16 protein-coding genes are annotated in these 22,355 nt (G+C 61.4%); 2 read left to right on the top strand and 14 right to left on the bottom strand.

The annotated features are described in order from the left end of the window. Positions 1-8: 8 nt before the first annotated feature. Entirely contained in the window at positions 9-1,739 is a 1,731-nt protein-coding gene (locus tag ACSQ3E_RS28920; protein WP_263008413.1) for a ParB N-terminal domain-containing protein, read from the bottom strand. Positions 1,740-2,059: 320 nt separating this feature from the next. Here ACSQ3E_RS28920 and ACSQ3E_RS28915 point away from each other — a divergent pair, with 320 nt between their 5' ends. Then, a complete protein-coding gene (locus ACSQ3E_RS28915; protein ID WP_263008412.1) occupies positions 2,060-2,410 on the top strand; it encodes an MbcA/ParS/Xre antitoxin family protein in 351 nt (116 codons plus the stop codon). A gap of 8 nt (positions 2,411-2,418) precedes the next feature. Beyond that, a complete protein-coding gene (locus tag ACSQ3E_RS28910) occupies positions 2,419-2,916 on the top strand; it encodes an RES family NAD+ phosphorylase (RefSeq protein ID WP_263008411.1) in 498 nt (165 codons plus the stop codon). 79 nt (positions 2,917-2,995) lie between these two features. Here the strand turns inward: ACSQ3E_RS28910 and ACSQ3E_RS28905 are convergent, their stop codons facing one another. The 13 genes from ACSQ3E_RS28905 to ACSQ3E_RS28845 form a co-directional block, all read right to left on the bottom strand. Further along, a complete protein-coding gene (locus ACSQ3E_RS28905) occupies positions 2,996-8,101 on the bottom strand; it encodes an Eco57I restriction-modification methylase domain-containing protein (protein WP_263008410.1) in 5,106 nt (1,701 codons plus the stop codon). An 86-nt stretch (positions 8,102-8,187) separates the two neighbouring features. Beyond that, complete coding sequence (locus tag ACSQ3E_RS28900) at positions 8,188-8,586, bottom strand: DUF3085 domain-containing protein (protein ID WP_263008409.1); 399 nt, start codon at positions 8,584-8,586, stop codon at positions 8,188-8,190. Positions 8,587-8,599: 13 nt separating this feature from the next. After that, positions 8,600-9,205, bottom strand: coding sequence for a DUF1419 domain-containing protein (locus ACSQ3E_RS28895; protein WP_263008408.1), 606 nt, complete (start codon positions 9,203-9,205; stop codon positions 8,600-8,602). Between the two features lie 139 nt (positions 9,206-9,344). Next, positions 9,345-10,319: a DUF3991 and toprim domain-containing protein gene (locus tag ACSQ3E_RS28890; protein ID WP_263008429.1), complete on the bottom strand. Its 975-nt coding sequence runs from the start codon at positions 10,317-10,319 to the stop codon at positions 9,345-9,347. A gap of 1,006 nt (positions 10,320-11,325) precedes the next feature. Beyond that, the gene (locus tag ACSQ3E_RS28885) at positions 11,326-12,900 is read right to left on the bottom strand and encodes an ATP-binding protein (protein WP_263008407.1); all 1,575 of its coding nucleotides are present in this window, start codon (positions 12,898-12,900) and stop codon (positions 11,326-11,328) included. A gap of 248 nt (positions 12,901-13,148) precedes the next feature. Then, positions 13,149-14,828 (bottom strand): sensor histidine kinase, encoded by a 1,680-nt coding sequence (locus ACSQ3E_RS28880; protein ID WP_263008406.1) that lies wholly within the window; start codon positions 14,826-14,828, stop codon positions 13,149-13,151. A gap of 32 nt (positions 14,829-14,860) precedes the next feature. Next, positions 14,861-15,454, bottom strand: coding sequence for a response regulator transcription factor (locus ACSQ3E_RS28875; RefSeq protein WP_263008405.1), 594 nt, complete (start codon positions 15,452-15,454; stop codon positions 14,861-14,863). Positions 15,455-16,299: 845 nt separating this feature from the next. Next, positions 16,300-16,785, bottom strand: a complete 486-nt coding sequence (locus ACSQ3E_RS28870) for a DUF992 domain-containing protein (RefSeq protein WP_263008404.1) — start codon at positions 16,783-16,785, stop codon at positions 16,300-16,302. Between the two features lie 330 nt (positions 16,786-17,115). After that, positions 17,116-18,162 (bottom strand): cytochrome d ubiquinol oxidase subunit II, encoded by a 1,047-nt coding sequence (cydB, locus tag ACSQ3E_RS28865; protein ID WP_263008403.1) that lies wholly within the window; start codon positions 18,160-18,162, stop codon positions 17,116-17,118. Beyond that, positions 18,159-19,586 (bottom strand): cytochrome ubiquinol oxidase subunit I, encoded by a 1,428-nt coding sequence (locus ACSQ3E_RS28860; RefSeq protein ID WP_263008402.1) that lies wholly within the window; start codon positions 19,584-19,586, stop codon positions 18,159-18,161. Before ACSQ3E_RS28860 ends, cydB begins: the two co-directional genes overlap by 4 nt. Positions 19,587-19,683: 97 nt before the next feature. Continuing rightward, a complete protein-coding gene (locus ACSQ3E_RS28855; protein WP_263008401.1) occupies positions 19,684-20,052 on the bottom strand; it encodes a tautomerase family protein in 369 nt (122 codons plus the stop codon). Positions 20,053-20,072: 20 nt separating this feature from the next. Further along, on the bottom strand, positions 20,073-21,794 hold the full coding sequence (gene poxB / locus ACSQ3E_RS28850; RefSeq protein WP_263008400.1) for a ubiquinone-dependent pyruvate dehydrogenase: 1,722 nt from the start codon (positions 21,792-21,794) through the stop codon (positions 20,073-20,075). Positions 21,795-21,865: 71 nt separating this feature from the next. After that, positions 21,866-22,355, bottom strand: a 490-nt coding sequence (locus ACSQ3E_RS28845) for an acetoacetate decarboxylase family protein (protein ID WP_436125296.1), incomplete at its 5' end; no start/stop codon positions are given.

Below are 22,355 nucleotides of genomic sequence, written 5' to 3'. Positions count from 1 at the left end.
GCGGCCGGCTACTCGGCGGCCTCGCGGAAACCTTCGCAATAATCCTCGTCGTGCCGCTCGGAGGCGGGTTCCTCTGCGTGCTCATGGGCCGGCTCTACAGGCACATCGCCATCGAGCCCGTCCTGATCGACAGGCGTGCCGTCCTCGTCATCGTCTTCCGCGACAGCGTTCCTGGTCAGCCATTCGCCGAGCGCGATGGCATCGGGCGCAAACAGCGCCGAAGGATGAACGAAGTGGCCCTCCCTGAAGTGCTCGACGAGCGCGGCGCGGGTGTCCTTGACCCGAGCGCGGGGCAGCACAGACGTCACCTCGCACGAGGCTTCCAATGCGGGGCGCGACAGGCAGGACAGGAATTCCTCCGTGCCCATGTTGGCCAGGAACCCATTGGCGCCGATGGCCTGTCCGGCGACGACCGCACCGATCCCGGACTTGCTCATGCCCTCCCGGCACGAGAGCACATCGACCAGCACGTTCCGCATGGCGATCCGCAGCGTGTCCATGTCGAAAACGAACTTACCTTCGGCGTCGAACAGCATGGCGGCATGGCGACCGAAGCGGCTGCCGAACCGGTGGTCTCCCCCCGCTCCGGAATCGACCCGTACGTTCTGGCCCGCGAAGGCCAGCACCAGCAGCGCCATCAGCGTGTCGTCCTCGATGGGAGCCCGGGACAGCGCCTCGTGCAGCGCGTCGGTGCGCAGATCACCGATCATGTCGATTCCCCTGCGCGTCACGTCCGGGCGGGACTTCGACGCCACGACGGGCTCGTCGGCAGCCTCACCGGCCGCAGCATCCTTGCCCTTGGCCTTTTTCGCCTCCGGCATGCGGAAATGAACGCTCTTCACCTTGCCCTCGCGGTCCAGGTACATCGCCGTATGATCGGACTTCTTCGGCGTGCCATAGACACGTTCGGCCTTGGCCGGAAGCTTCACCTCACCCCATGTGTTGGCTTCAACGATAACGCCCTTCTTTGGCAGGTTCTGTGTCATCCATTCCTGCTGGGCGCCAAGGAAGGCCTCGACATCGGTCGTATAGCGGCTGTCCTGGTCGGCCGGTGCGAAGAGATCCTCGACCCAGGCAATGCCATAGGCCTGCGCCAGTTCGTCACCGAACGAGGCATCGCGCGCATGCATGCGGGTCTTCTGCAGCGCCTGCGCAACGCTCCACCAGGAGACCTGAGGATCGCCCTTGCTTGGCTTGTTGGCCTTCCAGACTTGCCTCTGCTCATCGAGCGAGGCCGCCGCGATGGTGCGGAGCTGCTGCTCGTTCGGCATGTCGCCCCTGGCCATATGATCGAGCATCGCCGGCAGCACATTGGCGAGCAAACGCAGCTTCCTGATCTGCCGGATCGGCAGGGCAAGGGCGACGGCAATCGCCTCCTCGGTCCAGCTGAGCGCAACGAGCCGCTCGATGGCGCGCCACTGATCGACGGGATTGAGGTTTTCACGGGCGATGTTTTCGACCATCGAACGCATGGCGCCGCCGTCCTCGGCGGCATCGCCGACCAGAACAGCGATCTCCTCCAGACCTGCCGCAACGGCCTGCTTCACGCGGCGATGACCGGAGTGGATCACGAAGCCATTGCCACCATCGGCCTGCGGCGCGACAACGGGCGGCTGCACGATGCCGACGGCCTTGATGGTTGCCAGCAGCAAGGCATCGGATTGCGGGCTCGATTTGGTACGACGGGCCCTGTCGGGGTTTTCCACGAGCGAACGCGGATCGACCAGCTTGATTTCCATGGGGATGCTCCTTTTGGGAACCGGCACCGCGCCGGTCCTTTCCGTCTTCTTCCCGAAGACCCCCCACGGCCCGCGGAGCGGGCGAGCTGGTGCAATTGCGGACGAGCATCCCTGCCCGGCCGGACCAGCGGGGCTTTCAGCCCTGCGCAGGACGCCGGGCCGGGATCGCGATGGCGGCGATTGAGCATAGCGTCACCGGCTCGCCCGGTCTGCGAGCAGGCTTTCCCTTTCCCGTCCCTCCCCTCAATCCACGTTACAATCCGCTATTTCTGACGCTATATTGCGTCATATTTCTTGCTTTCTAGAATGGAAGTCTCGCCATGGGCCTTGCCCAATATGCCGACGATGGACTGTTCTCACCGCGCAAGATCGCGGCCGCGTTGCGGACGACGAGCGAGGAAATCGCTCGCACCGCCGGGCTTGGAAAGGATGCGATCCAGCGGAAGGACCGCATCGGCTCGGACAAGACGCAGCGCCGATTGCGCGAGATGACGGAGATCGTCAATAAGGTCGAGCCTCGGTTCGGCTCAGCACTGAAGGCCTATGCCTGGTATCGCTCCGAGCCCCTACCCGGCTTTTCCGGCCAGACGGCGATGCAACTGGTCCGTGACGGACATGCCTATGACGTGCTCGACTATATCGACGCGGTTGACGCCGGCATCCACGCCTAGGTCGGCCGGTGCGCTTCGAGGGGCCTCTCTACCGGGCATTGAACCCGATCTATGCAGGCGAACTGATGTCGGGGCGTGGCGCGGAACGCTATGGCGGTCGCTTCAACCGGAAGGGAACGCCGGCGCTCTATTTGTCTTTGTCGGTCACGACGGCGTTGCGGGAAGCAAACCAGGCCGGCAGCCTGCAACCGACGATGCTGGTATCCTACGATGCCGACATCGAGGGCGTTTTCGACAGCCGGGATGACTCAGCCCTGCAGGCGGCGGGCATGGATGCGACGATGATCGCCGATCCGACCTGGCGCGATCAGATGAAAGCGTCCGGAGAAGCGACAACCCAAGCCTTCGCGCGAAAACTCGCCGCGGCCGGCTATCATGGATTGCTCGTCAAGAGCTTCGCTCCCGGAGCAGGCCGTGAAGATCTCAACCTCGTCCTTTGGACAGGGGGCGCGAAGGCGCCATGCCGGCTGACACTGATCGATGACGAGAACCGCCTGTCTCGATAGCAATCGACGGAACGGTCCACAATGGAAAACACGACACGAGCCTGCTGTGCCATCAAGCGGAACAGGCCCTCAAATCCGATCAAGGGGCAATCGCCTTGACGTTACCTCCGCCATCTGTATCGGCTGCGAGCGATTTCTCGATTTCGGCAAGTTGCGTACGCTTGGCCGCCAGCTCCTCGGCGAAGGCGAATTCGCCGCCCTGCCGTAAGCGGGAGGACGAAAGCCGTCGCTCGGCATCGGCCAGCCGCTGGCGATAGCGTTCCTGCTCGTCCTCGAAGCCGGACAGCGCGTGCTCGAGGCGGAAGACCGCGCCGAGCGGCGTGGTGGTCACCGGCAATTCGATCTCATGGTCGACGCCGGTGCGCACCAGGATGGTGGTGTAGCGGTATCCGTCCTTGCCGAACCGCTCGCCACAATATTGGAGGTCGAACCCGCCCAACGCTGCAATGGCCACATCGCCCTCCTGGCTGAGTTGCACGAGGGTCAGGATTTCTTTCATCAGCGCCCTGCCCGCGGCCTTGCGCTCGACAAAGGTTTCCTCGCCCACCTCCATACGGAACGCGTCGCCCGTGGTCTGCACGAGCCTCTCGATATCCTGCCCGATCTCACCGATATGCCGGGTGGCGTGTTCGATGTCGCGCTCGGCGTCACGGATCTGGCGGCGGATGGCGAACTGATCGTCCTGGTGCGCGGCGCGGAGCCGATCGAGACGGGCCATGTCGGCCTCGAGGCCCGCCTTCTGCATGAGGCGCGGATCGCCGGATGCAATGGCCTTGGCCATGGCGAACTGGTTGGCCTGCCCCTCGCCCATATCCTCGAGCCGCCGGATCGAGGTATCCCCGGAGAGGGCCGCGGCGATGAAGCGCGCCTTGCGCTCATTGTTCTGCCACATCTGGGCGTCCATCGAGCCTTCCGTGGCATAGGCGAAGATATCGACCACATCATGCTGGTTGCCCTGACGCTGGATACGGCCCTCACGCTGCTCGATCTGCGAGGGCAGCCAGGGCACGTCGAGATGATGGAGCGCCTTGAGACGAAGCTGGGCATTGACCCCGGTGCCCATGGTCTCGGAGCTGCCGATCAGGAACCGCACCTTGCCGGCCCGGACGTCCCCGAACAGGCGCTGCTTGGCCTCGGACTTCTTGAAGTCCTGCATGAAGGCGATTTCGGAGGCCGGGACACCCATGCGCACGAGCTCGTCGCGAATCCAGCGATAGGCCGAGAAGCCGCGCGTCTTTTCGACGCTGATGGTGCCGAGATCGGAAAAGATCATCTGCGCGGCGCCCGTCAACTCGAACGGCTTGCCGTCCGGCCGGACATAGGTGCCGTCTGCGGTCTCGCGCCAGATGCGGAAGGCATTGCCGACGAGGTCGTTGAGCTTGTTGTCGGGCTCATTGTCATTGCCGGCATCGACCAGACGCAGGTCGATCGCGGCATGACGACCATCGGTGATGACGGAGAGCAGTATATCGTCACCGGGCTGAGGCGGGCCCTCGCGGGCCTCGATCGCCTTGATCCGGGCATCGAGCAGGACCTGGTAGCGCTTGAAGGTAGCCGAAGGCTTCGACGTTCTGATCTGCCGCGTGCCGGTCGAAAGCGCGGGGATCTTGACGTAGGCGCGCAAATCCTCGGGCATGACAACATCCGCAAAGGACCGGAACATGGCGATCAGTTCGGGGACATTGACGAAGGTCGCAAAGCGGGTGACCGGCTTGTACTTGCCGTTCGGCTGCAACTCGAGCTCTGTGGTGACATCGCCAAACGTGCTCGCCCAGGCGTCGAACTCATGCAGGCCGCGCTGGTGCAGCGCCTCGAAGCCGAGATAGCGCTGCACCGAGAACATCTCGCCCAGCGTATTGGTGATCGGCGTGCCCGACGCCAGCACAAGCGCCCTGCCCGGATTCCTGGTCTCGACGAACCGAGATTTGACATAGAGATCCCAGGCGCGCTGCGAGCCGTTCGGATCGATTCCTTTCAACGTCGACATGTTGGTGGCGAAAGAGAGTTTCCTGAACTCCTGGGCCTCGTCGACGATGATCTGGTCGATGCCGATCTCGGAAATGGTGAGCAGGTCGTCCTTGCGGGTCGACAGGGATTCGAGCCGTTCCTGCAGTCCCTCCTTCAGGCGCTCGAGGCGCTTGCGCGAAACGCGGTCATCGCTTTCGACCCTGGTCAGGAGGGTCTCGTAAAGCTTGAGCTCGTCCTGGATCATCTGTTGCTCGAAAGCAGATGGCACGTCGATAAAGCGGAAGGCCGAATGGGTAATGATGATGGCGTCCCAGGTCGCCGTTGCGGCGCGCGACAGGAAGCGATGCCGCTTGTCCTTGATAAAGTTGGTCTCGTCGGCAACGAGAATGCGAGCCGTCGGATAAAGCGCCAGGAACTCGCGCGCGGCTTGCGCCAGGCAATGGCCGGGAACCACCATCATGGCCTTGGCGATCAGTCCAAGACGCTTCTGCTCCATGACGGCTGCCGCCATCGTCATAGTCTTGCCCGCGCCGACAGCGTGGGCGAGATGGGTCGAGCCGGCCGAGATGATGCGCCAGATGCCGCGCTTCTGATGCCCGTACAGAGAAAAGGCGCCTGAGGCGCCCGGTAGCTGGAGATGATCCCCGTTGAATCTTCGCGGGGCAATGTTGTTGAAGCGGTCATTGTAGACCCGCGCCAGCCGGTCGGTGCGATCGGTATCGGACCAGATCCAGGCCTGGAAGGTAGTCTTGATCTTGGTCAGTTTTTCCTTCGCAGCTTCGGTGTCGACGACATTGAGGACGCGACGCTCGCTATCGCCCTCCTTAATGATGTCGAAGATCTGCGGCACGCGGCTGTTGAGGGCATCGGCGATCAGCTCGCCCGCGTGTCGGCGTTCCGTACCCCATTCAGAGGTGCCGGTGGCCATCCAGCCCAACTGCCGGGCCTGGACCGTCCAGGATGCAAGCTCGGGCATATGGTGGATCTTGATGTCAGCGCCCATCGTCTCCTTGACGAAGGCGACGACGTCGGTGGCCGGAATCCACGGCGCACCGAGGCGGGCGGTAATATCGGAGGGACCGAGATCGGCGGGCTGCACGTCGAGCAGCGCCCGGACATTGCGCTCGAAGACCGGATCCAGCACCGCGGCGGCTTCCGCGGCCTTGAGCTTGCCGCGGACCTGGCCGGAAAGATAGGCATCCTCTGTCTGCCACGGACCGGTCTCCGGGTCGCGGAAGATGGCGTCGCCCAGTTCGGCTATGACGGCATCACCATCGGCATGCAGCAGTTCCGCGATGTGATCGATGTCCACATGACCCCGTTCGTTCAGGACGACGGCCAATGCGTCGGCTGCCGAGGTGATGATCGGGGCAGAAGGTGGCGCGATGACCCGCTCGGTGAAAATCGGGCCGGGACGCGCCGTATTGGTCTCGAGGTCGTAGTCCTCGATCGAGGCGACCAGCCAGCAATCGGGATCGTCGAGGAAGGGCTGCAGGTTCGGGCGACGATGCGTCTCGCGGACCTCGCCGGTCTCGTCCTCCTCACTGACAGAGACGGTGGTGAAGTTGATCGGTCCGAACTCCCGGACGAAGTTGGACCAGGCAATGCGCAGTTTTACTTGCGCCGGCTTCCAGGGCCAGTCGAGCTCTTGCGCCTTCAGCACCTCGCGCACCGCATCGCGGATCGGAATCAACTTGCGGATGATGCGGGCGTGCTTCTCCGGCACGCCGTCACTGGATCTACCCTTGCGCACGGCAATGGTGACGGGAGCGCCGTCGACCAGCTGCATCAGCGCCGCGTTTTTCCCAACGAAGAAACTGCCCTCGCGGACAGCGGCGCTGTCCGGAACCGGACCGGCGCCATCGGCAGCAACGCTTTCGGCATGGAGGTCGAGCTCCTCCGGCTCGCCGTCATAGAGGGCTTCCGGAAGAAGGGAGACGGCGGAGGCGAGTGCCCGCTCCAGATCGACGCCCTGATGCGGCAGGCAAGTATAGGTTTCACCGAAAGGTCCAGAGGTCTCGGCGTGCGTGCCAAGCACGAAATCAGGATGGCGCACAAACCAGCGGTTCACGCGAATAGCGGCCTCATCGCCATCGGCCGGGCGCACTTCATCCAGATCGAGCCAGGACAAGTCGCCTTCCGCCTCGTCGGACATTCTCTTGCGGAAGAAGAGGATGTCGACGACGACATCCGTGCCGGCATCGGCGCGGAAGCTGCCCTCGGGCAGGCGGATCGCCGCGATCAGGTCGGCTGACTTCGCGATATGCTCGCGAGCCGAACAGTCCGCCTTGTCCATCGTGCCATGCGACGTGACGAACGCGGCCAGTCCGCCCGGCTTCAGAAGATCGAGCGACCGGGAGATGAAGTAGTCGTGGAGTCGTAGCCCCATCGAGCGATAGGCGCGGTCCGAACGCACGGTGCGATCCGAGAATGGCGGATTGCCGATGGCGAGATCGAACTTGGCCGGCAGGTCGGTTCGCGCGAAGTCTGCGTTGATGATGCGGGCGCAGGGCTGGAGCAGGCGGGCGACGCGTGCCGTGACCGGATCGAGTTCCACGCCGGTGACGTGGACCGCATCGCGCATTTCCTCCGGCATCAGTGCCGGGAACAGGCCCGTGCCGATGCCAGGCTCGAGCACCCTGCCCCCACGCCAGCCGATATGTTGCAGGCCGGACCAGATTGCACGGACGATAAACTCCGGCGTAAAATGCGCATACTGAGTACAGCGCGCGAGCGAGGCATATTCGGCCCTCGAGACCGCATCTTCCAGATCGCTTCCGATCTCATCCCACCCAGCTCGGAATCCATCAACGCCAGGACGGCGCAACACACCATTTGCGAGGTCCGACGCACCGAAGCCGGTGAACCTGATGAGGCGCGCCTGTTCCTCGGGCGTCGCCGGGCGGTCCTCGGCCTCGATCTCGGCGGCGAGTCGGATTGCTGCAAGGCTATCCCTGGCCCGCTGCTTCCAGCCACGGGCAAGATCACGGCTGCCGGACAGATGAAAGTTGGCGCCGGCCACCGATGGCGCCGCTCGCTGTGACGTCGATGTCGTTTTGGGCACTGGCATGGCCGGCGCCGGTGCAGTCGGTAGCGGATCGTCATCGACATCGTTGGCGGCGAAATCTCCGCCAAAGGCGGTGACCCCGAGGCCGAGCCCGGACGAAAGTGCGGTATTGCCAAACAGGTCAAGTGTGAAAGGGTCGTCGTTGCACATTGCGGATGTCTCCATAGGTGATGGCGTGCGCGGTCCCCCGGCCGAGTGGGTCGGCAGGGCGATCGGCGCCGCGGGTTTGGAAAGGGTCAGCGGGTGATCAGCGAGAGCGCGATTTCAGTCTCGGTGAGCTGCACGTTGAGGTGCGTGGCACGCATGTTGCGGTCGAACAGCGGGATCAGCCGATCGGCCTCGATGAATTCGATGCCGTCATCGGTGCCGAAATAGCGGCGCTTGTAGTCCCACCAGTCGATATTGCCCTTGGGATGGCACTGCTCGGCATAGATGACGAGCGCCTTTTGCCCCTCGGCCAGCTTGCCGTTGGAGAGGATGTAGACGCCCTCGTCGCCGACCAGCCACAGGCCGGATATTTCACCCTCGCCGGGGCGAGAGCCATAATAGGGATTGCGAAAACCGCCATTGGCGGCCGCATCGGCAACCCCTCGCGCGATGATCTTGCGGACCGCGACAATCGGGAAGGTGAACATGGCAACCTCCCCATCAGGCCGCGCGCCGTGCGGGCAGGTATCGCAGATGCACCGGTAGCTTGGCCTGGATCTCGTCCTCGGTGAGTTCTTCGAGCAGCTTCAGCATCGTGCCGCCGTGACGGCCGTAGACCAGCACGGTGCGCTTGCCGCGAAACTCTGGAAGCCAGCGCTCGCCGGCATAACCGCGATATTCGTCATGGGTCGCGGACCAGATATGTTCGATGCGCTCCTCATGCGTCATCGCCTTCACCGGCCAGGACTCGCGCCCGACGATGGCGTCACGCGTCTCGACAGGAGAGCGGGCCTGCAACAGGTCGCAATAGGCATGGAAGTGGCGCACCTTTCCGTCGATGCGCAGGGTGTAGAAGACGCTGGTGATCGTATCGGTCAGAAACTCGCGCATGGCGAACATTTCACCACGCATCCAAAGCGGCGGCAGAATGTCGAGCATGTAGTCGTGTTCGGCCCGCGCGATCTCGAACCACTCGCCTGCGAACAGCGCGCTGTCGTCCTTGTCCCAACGATTGGGCCGCTGGGCATGGCGGTCGAACAGACGGAACATTTGCCGGCGATCGACGACACCCTGGTAGATCTTGCGGATAGAAGTTTGAAGGGTCATGTGGAGGCTCCTGGCCATTTGCGGGCCGGAGCGCGGTTCATCCTCGTGGATCACCATCGTCTTCAGCCCTTCCGGACCCCTCCTCCACAGCCGCCTCTCCGTCCGGGCGGGTCAAGGGCCGGCGCAGCCGGGCGAAGCTTCACCCTTGAGGCGACCGGCGGGCATGCGGCAGGCCTTCTCCTCCCTCCTCTCCTCCCTCCTCTCTTTCCTCCTCCTCTTGCCTGTTCCGCATCCGCAGGGCGTCGTTCCAGTCCTCGGCGGGTGGCGTCAGCCGAACCCAGTCGCAACAGACATTCTCAGCGATCTCGCGCAGGCGGTCGACGAAGACCTGGCCCTGGCTATTGGCGTCCGTCGCCGCAACGATCTGCGAACCGGGCCGACTGGCCAGGGTGCGCAGCGCCTCCGATGTCGCCGGCGACCAGCCGCCGCCCGCGCTGAGATAGAACGAGCCGGGCCGCATCTCTTCGATCGCCGCCAGGCTCATCGCGTCGATCGCGGCCTCGGTAACGCAGAGGCGAAGTGCATCCGACCGGCCAAGACGGAACAGCACCTTGGCGCCCCCTGACGCAAAACCGCGCCAATCGGGACCGCGCTCCTCCCAGCCGGTGAGAGCGCCATCGCCATCGGTATGGGCAGCCCACATGCTGCCATGCGGGCCTTCTCGCACAAGATTGGCGGATATGGCGATGCGGATAATCCGCTCGGGCAGGCCGCGCTCGTCGTGGAGATAGCGCCAGGTAGCGGAGCCTTTCCATGGCTTGCGACGGGCGCGCCAGCGTTCGGGGATGGACAGGTCCGGCTCGTTCTCGCGCGCTTGCCGTTCCCAGACCGGATGCGATGGGACAAAGCCAATGAGACTGGCGACTTCGTGCATTGCTTCGACGAAGCGCACGCCCCGCAGATGTTCAACGAGACTGAAGACGTCACCCTTGTCGTCGCCAAGCGGGTCGAACCAGCCCTTGCCATCATGAATGACGATCATGATCTCGGCGCCACGGCGATATTTCATGGCCTTGCGCGTGCTTTCCTTGAGGTCGAGCGCGAACCCTACCTCCTCCAGCACAGCGCTGCAGGGCACCTTCCCGCGCAACTCTTCTAGATCTGTCTTGCCCATTCTTCGCGCCGACACCTCTTGTGCTCCTCTTATCCGATTCCCGCTCCCGATCCTTTCGGGGCGAAGACCGGCGGCCGCGAAGAGCAAGGCCGGCAAGGGCGCGGCGGTCAACTAGCATTTTTGCCGGTCGCCAGCGACGGAACCGCGTCGGCGTCAGCTTCCCTTGCCGGCAGAAGCACGCAAGCGGCACGGTTTTCACGATCAGTTTTGCCGGCTTTCTTCATCGGCGACGATCGTGCGCAGCACACCGATGTCCATTTCCACCTGCCGCGAGATGCGGGCGATTTCCGCCGCGGCCTTTGCCCAGTGGTAGAATTCACCTCTGTCGCGACGAACACGAGCGCGGGTCGCCCGGCGCTGCGCCTCGCAATAGGTGCCGAGCTCCTCAGCGGAGAGAAGCCGTCGCGCGTCCTCCCGCCAGCGGCGGCGAAGCTGACGACGACAGTCGATCCAGCGTAAGGACCTTGAACATACGACGTCTGTTCCCTCTTCAGCGTCAGGGATGGCGGCCCGGACGAGTGAAGACCCTTGGGCTTCAGCTCCGCCAACAGCCCGGCCCGTAGAACGACGCCATGACCCGAGTGGGAAACGTGGCCCGACTCATCGTTACCACGACTGTGGACGCATCTTTGCAAAGGGTCCGGAAGCTTTCTGAGATTGCGGGCGACAATCTGAGATTTGAGACGATCGACCGAGAGCTCGTCCGGCAATGCCCGGCATGCCATGTTGAACAACTGGTTGAACGCAAAGGTCGGAACAGTCGCCGGTTTCTTGGCTGCAACGCTGCAACCAGTTTCCAGAGTTCGATCACATGCAGCCTTCAAGAGTTGGCGGCTACATGCAGCATGGAAATTAGGTGCCGCGACATTTGCACGGCCTCGCAGATATGGAAGAAAAGGGGTGGATTTCTGCCTGTCGGCTTTTCGGAACGCGAGGCAAAGAAGCGGAGACATCGTGACTGAAGGCTCGGTCACGCGCTTACCCTTGATGGCCTGTTCTGCTCGATCTAAGTGGCTCGCACTCCAATACCATTGATAACGCTACCGACATGCCACTTCGTGACATGCTGTGTCTCTTCCATCGTCAGAAGCTTTGCGCCAGCATATGCGCGCGTAGTGTGCAGGAATCGAAGGTACGTTCTGCCCTGCCCCGACGAAATACTTATAAGAGATTTGTCCACCAGACTGGCGATCACCCTGCTGAGCGCCCGCGGCTCGCTATAGTCAGCGCCGAGAAGTGCATCCACCGCTTCTAGTTCAAATCGCCCAGCAAATGTCGACAGCCGGCAAAATATTTCTTGCTCGTGTGTCGACAGCAAATTGAAGCTCCAATCGAGCACAGCTTCCATGCTCTGATGCCGCGGCATCGCGCTGCGGCGGCCTTGAAACAGCATTTCGGCGTAGTTGTCGAGAAGCTCGGAGACCCCACCGATCCCCAACGCACCCACACGGCTTGCTGCCAGTTCAATGGCCAACGGAATGCCATCGAGACGATGGCAAATGTCAGCCACGATCGGAGCATCGGCGTCGACGAGCTCGCTACTGTGCCCACTCGCTACCGCTCGCTCAATAAAAAGTTGAACGGCCGGCCAAGCCAACGCGGCATCAGCCGAAAGAACATCTACTGGAGGACATTCCAACGGGGAGAGCAAGTGAACAGTCTCGCCCTCGACCCGCAATGCCTCCCGGCTTGTCGCGAGCAGATGTACCCCGGGGGCATCTCGAACAAGACGCTCCGCCAGCGGCGCTACCGCCTCTATCAGGTGCTCGCAGTTGTCGAGGACAATCAGGATTTTCTTGTTGGCAAGGAATGCTACCAGCGAAGATTCCGCATCGACGCTGTGCACATCACACCGCAACGCTGCCGCCACCGCCTGTGAAACGGCATCCTGATTGGTTTGGAAACCGAGATCTACGAAATAGGCGGCATCTTCGGCAAACTTTTCACGCAATGCATTGGCAGCTGCGATCGCCACGGTAGTTTTTCCAATCCCGCCCGGTCCAACTACTGTTATGAAGCGGCGCGACAGCAATAGCAGCGCCAAGGTATCGACCGTCTCGTTCCGGCCAACCATGAAAAGCGCAGGTGCGGGCAGGCTTGATGGTTGTTCGGGAGTTGCGAAGGGCACGGCCGGCCGGACGACACTGGCATCCCTGGGTCTGACCGGGGCGGCAAACATATAGCCGCGGCCGGCGACGTTAATTATGTAGCGCGCGTCTCCCCTGCCGTCGCCAAGTGCCTTGCGAAGTGCAGCGATGCACACGCGAAGATTGGCTTCCTCCACGGTAACGCGCGGCCATACAAGGGCAAGAAGCTCTCGACCCGAGAGAATTTCTCCGGGTCGCGACGTTAACGCGATCAGCAGATCGAGGGCCCGGCCGCCGATGGCGACCGGCGCACCCTCTCTTTCCAGCAATCGGGAGGGTCCGTTCAAACAGAAGGGGCCAAAACAAATGCTCTCACATCCATCGGTGGACGCTGCCGTGGCGCTTGCAGTCTCGCCTTCTTTCGGCGCAGCAAGTTCAATCGTGGCAGAATCGCTTTTGGGGTCGGGGTCGCCGGCGGTCTGCAGTCGGGGCATGGGACTAATCCTGCCCTGCCAGTTGGCCGATGGAACTGCGTAACGGTTGTGTTCGCGTCGTCCAACCACTGCCTCTTCTCCAAGCCATCTGTCGGACTTGAGGCGTACATCTCTGGCCGTGATCCCCATCGCAGAGCCTTTTTTGCGTAGATTGCGTCACCGGGCACAACCGTTTTTTCGGCTGCCGTCGGGGAAAGTGATGGGAAAATATCGTATCGTGCTAGTTGTACATGGGTATAACGAAGTCCCTACGGGGCTTTTGAATCGGTCGCCGTTGGGTCGGTATCCTCCAACTCGCGGTCTGATTCAGGGAATGTTGTTGACGGAACCTCAAACCAGAAAACCGTATTCTGCCCAGGCCCGCGCTCCACACCGATTGTACCACCCATCAGAGAAACGATTTCGCTGCTGATCGCGAGGCCCAGCCCCATGCGGCCGGTTCGAGAATGACCTTCAGCTCGATAGTATGGCTCGAAAATGTGCTCAAGAGAGGCGTCAGGTATGCCGGAACCATCATCCGCCACAGTTACCCGCAGCCGATCATGGGTGTTTCCCACTAAAGCGAAAGCAATCGACACTCTGGCTTTCGCATGCTGCAGTCCATTGCTTACTAGATTTATGAGCACTTGGCTCACACGCTCCGGATCCAACTGAAGCTCAAGGGTGGGATCGGAGTGGCCTATCTCAAGTTCGATGCCTTTTTCCTGAGCCTGAGCGAGGAGAGTGGCTGCAACATTTCGGACGAGAATGCTGACATTGGTCAGACTGCGGTGAAGCGTGTGGCCTTCCGCTTCGAAGCGAGTGTAATTCAGCACACCGTTGAGGAGGTTCAGAACATGATTGCTGATGTTGTCGATGATCCGTAACGACTCCACTCGCTCGTCACGAGCCGACGTCGTCTTCAGCAAACCGGAAGTTAGAAGAGCCAGGCTCGCCAAGGGCGATCTGATTTCATGGCTCATGGTAGCGAGGAAACGTGATTTCACGGCGTTGGCATTCTCTGCCGCCCGTCGGTCCAGCTCCGATTGCATCTGGAACAGTTTGCGCGTCTCGAGCGCCGCTCCAACGAGCAGTGTTACAAGGGTCGTAGCAGCGAGAAAGCACTGCACTGTGAGCGTCTCGATATCCAGGACGCTGACGATACCCAGCCGGAGGTTGTTTAATTGTATTGCCAGTGCAGTCATGCCGATTCCCAGGACGCCCAGCGACGCCGAGAGAAAGCCTGAGGAAAAGGTCACGACAATCATGGCGACTGTTATGAGAAAAAGCAGAGAACCGTCCGACCGATTGAAGATGAACCAGACCAGTGAAAAGACCATTCCGCCAGCCAGGACGCTGATGACGCCCTCCCGAAGGGAAGGCCATCTCCATGGCGATTTCAGGAGCAGAAGCACGGGAGGCGCGAGCGCCACCATCCCCAGCAGCCCGGCGGCCTGTGCGATACTGGAGGTCCAGATGGCATTTCGCGTATTCGGCACAAAGGCGTCGATGAACCTGACGGCGACGGATGGCCCGGTTGTGACACTTTCCGGCACCAGGTATGGCAACAGGTAACTGCGTGCCAGGAGAGACGCGAGCATCGCCACGGCAATCGCCAGAACATGCCAAACGCGCCGCACGTCAACGCCGGACGGCAACAGCATTTCCAGGAAGATCACGAAGAGCAGGATGCCGCCGGCGCGGGAAAAAGACGTTCCCACGACGGTGACGGGATCGATTTCGCCATCCGCCCACCAGACGGATATGAAGGTTGCCATGGCAACGAAGGGAAAGACCCAAAGACGATGCCAGCCACGCGTCATGATCAATCCGACGCCGAACAACATCGGCGTAGGATTGATGACCGGCACACGACCTACGTCAAAGAGAGGCTGCATTGCCACCAGGAAAATGGTGTAGATGATTGTTGCGACGAGCAGCGGCCCCATTGTACTCGATCGGGGCTCGGAATTTGACATCTTCACCGTCGGCGCAGGCGTTCGTGCAACCTAACAAGGGCCGCAACGGAAGACGCCTTCATCTTTTTCATCATGCGAGCACGATGAACCTTGACCGTGATCTCGGCCAAAGCCATGTCGTTTGCGATCTGCTTATTGAGCTTGCCCGCTACGACATGAGACATAACCTCCGTCTCGCGCGGCGACAGACTGTCGTACGCCCTCTCGATCCGGAGTTCTTCGTCTCGTTCTTGTTGGCGACTTACTTCAATGCCCGACGCGCGCGTCAAGACTTCTATCAGTGCTTTTTCCGCGAACGGCTTCACCAGGTAATCGAACGCGCCGCTTCGCATGGCCTGGACTGCGAGAGCCACCTCGTCCCGACCGGTCATGAAGATAACCGGACGCTCGTCATTGCGCGCAGCCAACCTACCCTGGAGTTCCAGGCCGGTATCGCCCGGAAACTCTACGTCCAACAGGAGTATGCCGGGCTCGGACGGCATGATGCGAGCTTCGAAGTCGGAGGTCGAGGAAAAGACCTCAACGCTCCACCCCGCCGCAGACAAAAGCTGTTTCAATGCCAGGAGGAGATTGGTGTCATCATCGACGACAAACACCCTTCCTCTGACTGTCTCCCCTCCAGTCATTGAATTGCCTTGCAGTCGCGAAAAAAAGCCCCAGAGAAGCGTGGCTGACCCCAGGAACACGGCCCCTATCTGAACCCAGAACTGATCAGGTTTTACGAAATTTTACAACGTAAAACTTGCGCTCTCCCAAGACGGGTGGCGTTGCGGGGGCAGACTCATGCGTTTCACCTGCAGCCATGCGGCGGAATATGTCCGCCCAATCAGAAGGACCGGCAAGATCATCATCGCAACCAGGTGGCAGCTCGGCTATCGTGCCGCAGGCCAAGTCTCGTCGCGTCGAGGCTTGGCTCTGTAAGAAAGCCAGCGGAGGCAGGATGCTCGATCTGGCAGCGCATAGGAGAGACAGGCCCGTCGCGTCGACTGTGCCCGACTATCGAGCCATGATCCGTGCCGTGACCCAGCGCGACAACGCGCGCGCCCTCATCGACGGCATGACGGCCGCCAGCGATCTGGCCTCACCACGGCCGCGCCCGCAAAGATCGAGGTACTGGTCGACGCACGATTGAAACCGATGAAGCTGGGCAGCCATTCACTTCAAATACGCCGCGCCAAGCCGCCTCTACTGGGCTGGCCGGCCCGGGATGCGGGTCGTGCAGGCCCTGCATTGGATGCCGGACATGCTCGCGCAGGAGAGCGAGCGAACACGCATCCACACGGAGTTGCGACGTCTGCTTGACGACCCGAAGCATGGCGAGGCTATCCGCGAGGACCTGCGCGCCGGGGGGCCTACTCCACTAGTCAATTTGCACGCCGAAACACAGGCCGAAGCGGCGCGCGAGCGTAGAGTCCGGCGCACGGTCCTAATGTCGGCCTTGTCAGTTCGTCGCGGACAGCTCTACCTGCTCGACACCTGCCGCAATATTGATGCCCGTCTGCCCTTCGACTGCGAGGGGCTGCAACGCGAAGGCCTTTTCTGTACCGCCAACGAGAATGTCCGCGCCAAGTCCGAAACCAGCGGCCACTTCTGCGTGCACTCCCTCGTACTTCCCGGAGAGCAGGCCGTTCTCCCGGGCCAGGGATGCGGAAACGACCGCCCAGACGAGATGAGCTTCCTTTATCTCGCCAAGCTCGATTCCATATTGGTGAATCGTTCCGGTGTAGTTTTCGATCGTGCCGTCACTGCGCGTGAAATCGCAGGTCATCGTCTGCTTGCGCGCGAGTATTTCGCCAATGCCTATCGAAGTGTCGCATTGAAGAACTCCGACCCGGGCATTTACCGACCAGGCAGGAATGGTCGTGGGGAGCAGAATTGCCGCAGCGGCTAGAAGCGCTGTGTGGCGAGCTATGATTCCTGGGAGCATGCAATTTTCCTTTGCTTGAGTAAGATTCTTAAAGCTTTAAGCGGTCCTTTGATGTCAGCAGTCGGTCGGTGCCGTCCTATCGTCAAACGAGCCGTGATCCGGTCGACCGCTTCTTTGACAGTGTTAAGGTACGATGAATGGGTGTCGCCCCGCCACGGACGTTTGCTACCACACGGACGCCGCCCTGCTCTATCCAAACGATTGTGGCCGGTGAGCGATACAGGCCACCAGAATGCCGTAATCGCCATGGGGGAGAGCACCATCAGGGCTGGGTCGGCGACGTCGCTTTCGCGCGCGGGGAATATGTTTGTCCATTGGGCGTTGTGCAACCTATTGTGGAACCTTAACAATGGTTTCTTCCGTTTCGTTCGATGGATCGACCGAACTCCAGCTGGAATAGTCGGCCTCTGGGTCGACCTTCCCTTTGAAGAGAAAGTAGATGACGAGCGTATAGACCAGCGTGATCGGCAGCACGACCAGCCCGGCTCCCCAAAAGAGGAACGCCTGGCTGGACCGGGGTGCGGCGGCTTCCGCGATTGTGATCGAGAACGGCACCATGTAGGGATAGAAGGAGACCGCCAAGGTTCCAAAGGCTGCCGCGAAGATAACGAGACCGCAGAGGAATGGCGTACGTTCCTGACGATGCCGTACGGCTCTGAACATCGCCCAGGTGGCAGCGACGCCAATCATCGGGAAGATCACGAGTGCCGGACGATCCAACCATCGTTCCATGACACGTAACTGAAGGCCGAGCGCGGCCACAAAAGCCACGGTCAGGAAAAGAAGCACGCCACCGAGCAACCTCGGCAGGAGGCGAAAGGCCATCGTCTGGATGTCGCCCTCCGTCTTGCAGACCAGCCAGCCGGCGCCCAGCATGGCGTAGCCTAGACAGAGGCCCAGCCCGCAAAAGAGCGCGAAGGGCGAGTACCAGCCGAAGGCGCCCCCCGTATATTGTCCGTCCGCGATCGGCAGGCCGGTCACAAGCGCGCCCACCGTCATCCCCTGGATGAAGGTCGCAACAAGAGAGCCGAATATGAAGCACCCGTCCCAAAATCGCTTTCGACGGATGCTCTTTTCACGAAACTCGAAAGAGATCCCGCGCAGGATGAGCCCCGCCAGCATGAGGAACAGAGGCAGGTAAAAAGCGGACAGTAGAGACGCATAGACCAGCGGAAAGATACCGAAAAGGATTGATGCCGTGACGATCAGCCAGGTTTCGTTCCCGTCCCACACGGGGGCGATAGCCGCGAGCATCTGGCGTCGGTGCCGTTCGTCCGGCGCGAGAGCAAGAAGCATCCCCACCCCGAGATCTAAGCCATCGAGCACCACGTAAAGTATCAATGTAAGCGCGAGTGCAACGGTCCAGAACTCGATCATGACATGCCCTCCCCGACTAGAGGCGTTTCGCTTCTCTGAGCCCCCGGACTGTTGCCGGCTATCGACAGGGGTCTCTTGGGGTTTGTGCGATCCAGCGGGTTGGGCGACGGCGAGCCAGGCCCCCGCCGAAGCAGTCGGTAGATATAGACGACACCCGCGCTGAAAATGACGGTGTACACCACGGCGAACATGATCAGAGTTGTCGCTACCTGCGCCGTTGACAGGAAGGGCGTGACAGCATCCGCTGTCCGAAGCTGGCCATACACGGTCCATGGCTGACGACCGACCTCTGCTGTGAACCAGCCGGTCAGAGTTGCAATGAAACCAAGTGGAAAGGACAGAAAGACGGCCCACAGCAGCCAGCGCTGGCGCTCAAGGCGTTGGCGTCCAATCTGAATGCAGCCATACCACGCTAGCGCGAGCATGAGCAGGCCGCACCCGACCATGACGCGAAACGCGAAGAACGGGATCAGAACAGGAGGACGGTCGCCAACAGGAAAGCTCTTCAGGCCGACTTCCTTCGAACTCAGACTGTTGGACGCAATCAGGCTGCCCAGAAACGGGATGCTGATCGCATAATCGTTTGATTCCGTGCGCTCGTTGGGCCATGCAATCAGCACTTCGGACGCCGGCTGCTCGTCTTCCCAACGTGCCTCGATGGCGGCGAACTTCGCCGGCTGCTTGTCGTGAACGTAGTCGCCGACGAGATGGCCAATGACCAGTTGCACCGGGACAAGCAAAGCGGCCAGGCCCAGCGCCATGCGCAGCATGACGCGCGCCTCTGCCTTGAAGCGCCCGCGAAGCAGATGCCATGCTCCCGTCGCGGCGATACAGAAGGCCGACGTGACGTAGGCGGCCAGGAGCATGTGAGGGAAACGCACCCAGACGACAGGGCTGAAAATGATCGCATGCCAGTCTGTCGGCTCGAATATGCCCGGGGGCAGCATCCTGTAACCGACCGGCCACTGCATCCAGCTGTTGTTCACCATGATCCAGAAAGAGGACATTGTTGTGCCCAGCGCGACCATCAGGCATGCAAAAAGGTAGAACCAGCGCGGCACGCGGCTGCGTCCGAACATCATCACGCCAAAAAAGCTGGCCTCTAGCGCAAATGCGGTGAAGCTTTCGTAGCCAAGAAGCGGCCCCTGGATCGCGCCCGTCCGGCGCGAGAGTTCGCTCCAATTCGTACCGAACTGGAACGCCAGTACGATGCCCGAGACCACGCCCAAGCCGAAGGCGACCGCAAATATAGTGCGCCAGAAATCCGAGAGGCTTCGGTACACTGGCTTGCCCGTAGCCATCCACATGGCTTCCAGCACGCAAAGCCACGCGGCGAGCCCGACCGTGAAAGCCGGAAAGATGATGTGGAACGAGACGGTAACCGCGAACTGTATGCGCGAAAGCATGAGGGCGGTAAGGTCCATGGTCCGATCCTCGTGGTAGAAGAAGGTGTGACGGATCTCGGCCATTCAGGCGAAGCGAAGGGCCGCCTCGCCGAGCTAGGCGATCGTCTCGCGGCTCTTAGGAGACGTCCGGCATGATCTTGCCCATCTCCATTGCTTGGCTAGCCGGTACCTCCTGAATCCCGATGACGATTTGATCGTTCTTTGCGCCAGTTGCGCTCTGGAGCAGTTCCCAGAGCCGCGCGAGCATCTTGCGCTTGTAGTCATCCGACCTGCCGGTTCGTATGACGAGTGTAAGCGCCGCCGTCGCCGCAGCTTCGCCCGCCGTGAATCCGTTCCCCTGCGGGTATTCCTGGAAGATGATGTGCACCCAGTTCGTCGGAAGGGCGGCATATTCCGAATGGAACTCAGTCAGTTTGGCCGCCAGATCGCTCTTGGCTTCGCTGCTGAGCACTCCGGCCTGCGTAGCAACAGTGTATAGCGGCATCGGCTATCTCCATGGGCCGGCTAGAGCCGAATGTTTTCCTCGGCAAGGTGGATAAGTTCACCGGCCCTGCCGTCCAGGACGGCCTTGAGCATGAACATTCCGAATTTTTGCGCTTCGTCGAACGTCTTGGTCGGCGGCATCACCAATTCCTGGCGGGCGCTGACAACATCCAAAAGCGCGGGACCATCGTGGCTGAGGACCTCGCGAATGCCGGCTTCCAGATCTTGGGGCGTCTCCACCCGGACACCCTTGATGCCCATGGCTTCCGCCATCGCCGCGAAATTGGGATTGGTGAGATCGCAGCCGACGTTGAGGAACCCCGACGCCTTCATCTCGATTTCAACGAACCCAAGAGTGCCATTGTTCAGCACGACGACCTTGACCGGCAGCTTGTGCTGGATGAGCGTCACAAACTCGCCCATCATCATGGTGAAGCCGCCGTCGCCTGAGAGTGAGACGACCTGCCGCTTCGGGAACGTTGCCTGCGCCCCGATGGCATGCAGCATCGCATTGGCCATTGAGCCGTGGTTGAAGGAACCGATCAGCCGCCGGCGCCCGTTCATCTTGAGATATCGCGCCGCCCAGGCAACCGGGGTGCCAACATCGCAGGTGAAGATGGCATCCTCGTCCGCCAGTTCGCTGACAAGCTTGTTGACGTATTGGGGGTGGATCAGTTTCGTTCCAACCCGGCCTTCTGCCAGACCGTCAAGCCTTTCCCGGGCTTTGCGGTAGTCAGCGAGAGCCTCATCCAGATGGAAAGTGTCGGACTTCTCCTGCACGAGGGGAAGGAGTGCGCCCAGCGTGTCCGTCACATCCCCAATAACGCCAACATCGAGCGCGCAACGGTTACCGAGCGCCTCGGGCCGGATATCCACCTGGGCTATCCTCGCGTTGTCGGGAAGGAATTGGCGGTAGGGAAAATCGGTTCCCAGCATTAGCAGCGTGTCGCAGTTCTTCATCGCCCAATAGCCGGACGCAAAACCGAGCAGGCCAGTCATGCCGACATCGAACGGATTGTCGTATTCAAGGTGCTCCTTACCTCGCAGAGCGTGCACGATCGGAGCCTTTAACTTCCTGGCAAGCGCCACGACCTGGTCGTGAGCGCCGGCGCAACCCGCTCCGCAAAACAGTGTGACGCGCCGGCCCTCGTTCAGCAGGCGGGCAAGCCCCATCAGTTCGTTGCCCTTCGGGCGGACGCATGGATCCGCCGGCAACACCCATGCCGAGACTCGTCTCTCGATGTGCTGCAGCGCGACGTCACCAGGCAGCACGACAACGGCCACACCCTTGCGCGCGAGGGCGACGCGCATCGCACGGGCGAGCACCTGTGGCAGCTGGTCCGGATGGCTCACCAGTTCGACGTAGTGGCTGCATTCCCGGAAGAGGTTCTCGGGATGAGTTGCTTGGAAAAAGTCGATGCCGATCTCGCTGCTCGGAATATGCGCGGCGATGGCGAGAACGGGCACCCTGCTGCGCTGCGCATCATAGAGCCCATTGATCAGGTGCAGGTTGCCCGGCCCGCAGCTGCCTGCGCAGACAGCCAGCTTGCCGGTGAGGTGCGCCTCGGCGCAGGCCGCGAATGCCGCTCCCTCTTCGTGACGCATATGAATCCACTCGATGGTCTCCAGGTGATCAAGCGCATCGGTGAATCCGTTCAAGGAATCCCCGACAACTCCATAGATGCGTTCCACACCGGCCCGGGCGAGAGTGCGTGCCATGTATTCCGCAGCAGTCATGCTCATGGATTCGGTTCCATTTCTGTTGGGCTCGTGTGCTCGGTTGCGATCGAAGCCCGGCATCGGGCTTCGGTTGGCTAGGCCAGATAGTCTCGCAGGATTGGTAGGTCGGTGACCGAATAGGACATGCTGAACCGAAAGCCCCTTCCGACACGCTGCGGAGCGATCCGGTGCATGTCCTCCCCTGCGACTTCAGGGATCGTCAGTTCGGCGCTCCCGGACCAGACGTCGCTGAAAGTAAGATCGTCCATCTTCGACAAGGTCAGCTCGTTGACGGCCGGCTTGTCCTGGCGACCCGCGGTAAGCTGGGGGAAATACCGACGGATGATGGTCGGACGATTGAATACCTTGGTGGGATCCGGGACAGCACCTTCCAGCTGGATGCGGGCAGTCGCCATGCGCTCGCCGTGAGCCGAAACGCTCGCACCAAAGCGGCTTCCTTTTGCGACGGGGGCGGCCGCCGGGTTTGGGGCGGTAAAGCTGCGCGTCTGAAAGATGCTACCCAGCTTCTTGGGGTAGCCCTGGATCCAGCCGCGGGCCAGTGCCGCGTCATTGTCGACGAAGATA

Origin of the sequence: Aminobacter sp. LjRoot7 (genome assembly GCF_964252895.1) — a bacterium.
Classification (GTDB): domain Bacteria; phylum Pseudomonadota; class Alphaproteobacteria; order Rhizobiales; family Rhizobiaceae; genus Aminobacter; species Aminobacter aminovorans_B.
This window is presented reverse-complemented; position numbering and strand designations above follow the sequence as displayed.

Excerpts from the sequence above, each read along its gene's own strand:
- ACSQ3E_RS28920 (WP_263008413.1), bottom strand. The coding sequence starts at position 1,739 with ATGGAAATCAAGCTGGTCGATCCGCGTTCGCTCGTGGAAAACCCCGAC.
- ACSQ3E_RS28900 (WP_263008409.1), bottom strand. The coding sequence starts at position 8,586 with ATGTTCACCTTCCCGATTGTCGCGGTCCGCAAGATCATCGCGCGAGGG.
- ACSQ3E_RS28890 (WP_263008429.1), bottom strand. The coding sequence starts at position 10,319 with ATGGGCAAGACAGATCTAGAAGAGTTGCGCGGGAAGGTGCCCTGCAGC.
- ACSQ3E_RS28895 (WP_263008408.1), bottom strand. The coding sequence starts at position 9,205 with ATGACCCTTCAAACTTCTATCCGCAAGATCTACCAGGGTGTCGTCGAT.
- poxB (WP_263008400.1), bottom strand. The coding sequence starts at position 21,794 with ATGAGCATGACTGCTGCGGAATACATGGCACGCACTCTCGCCCGGGCC.
- ACSQ3E_RS28870 (WP_263008404.1), bottom strand. The coding sequence starts at position 16,785 with ATGCTCCCAGGAATCATAGCTCGCCACACAGCGCTTCTAGCCGCTGCG.
- ACSQ3E_RS28860 (WP_263008402.1), bottom strand. The coding sequence starts at position 19,586 with ATGGACCTTACCGCCCTCATGCTTTCGCGCATACAGTTCGCGGTTACC.
- ACSQ3E_RS28905 (WP_263008410.1), bottom strand. The coding sequence starts at position 8,101 with ATGTGCAACGACGACCCTTTCACACTTGACCTGTTTGGCAATACCGCA.
- ACSQ3E_RS28855 (WP_263008401.1), bottom strand. The coding sequence starts at position 20,052 with ATGCCGCTATACACTGTTGCTACGCAGGCCGGAGTGCTCAGCAGCGAA.
- ACSQ3E_RS28880 (WP_263008406.1), bottom strand. The coding sequence starts at position 14,828 with ATGGGGCCGCTGCTCGTCGCAACAATCATCTACACCATTTTCCTGGTG.
- ACSQ3E_RS28885 (WP_263008407.1), bottom strand. The coding sequence starts at position 12,900 with ATGCCCCGACTGCAGACCGCCGGCGACCCCGACCCCAAAAGCGATTCT.
- ACSQ3E_RS28915 (WP_263008412.1), top strand. The coding sequence starts at position 2,060 with ATGGGCCTTGCCCAATATGCCGACGATGGACTGTTCTCACCGCGCAAG.
- cydB (WP_263008403.1), bottom strand. The coding sequence starts at position 18,162 with ATGATCGAGTTCTGGACCGTTGCACTCGCGCTTACATTGATACTTTAC.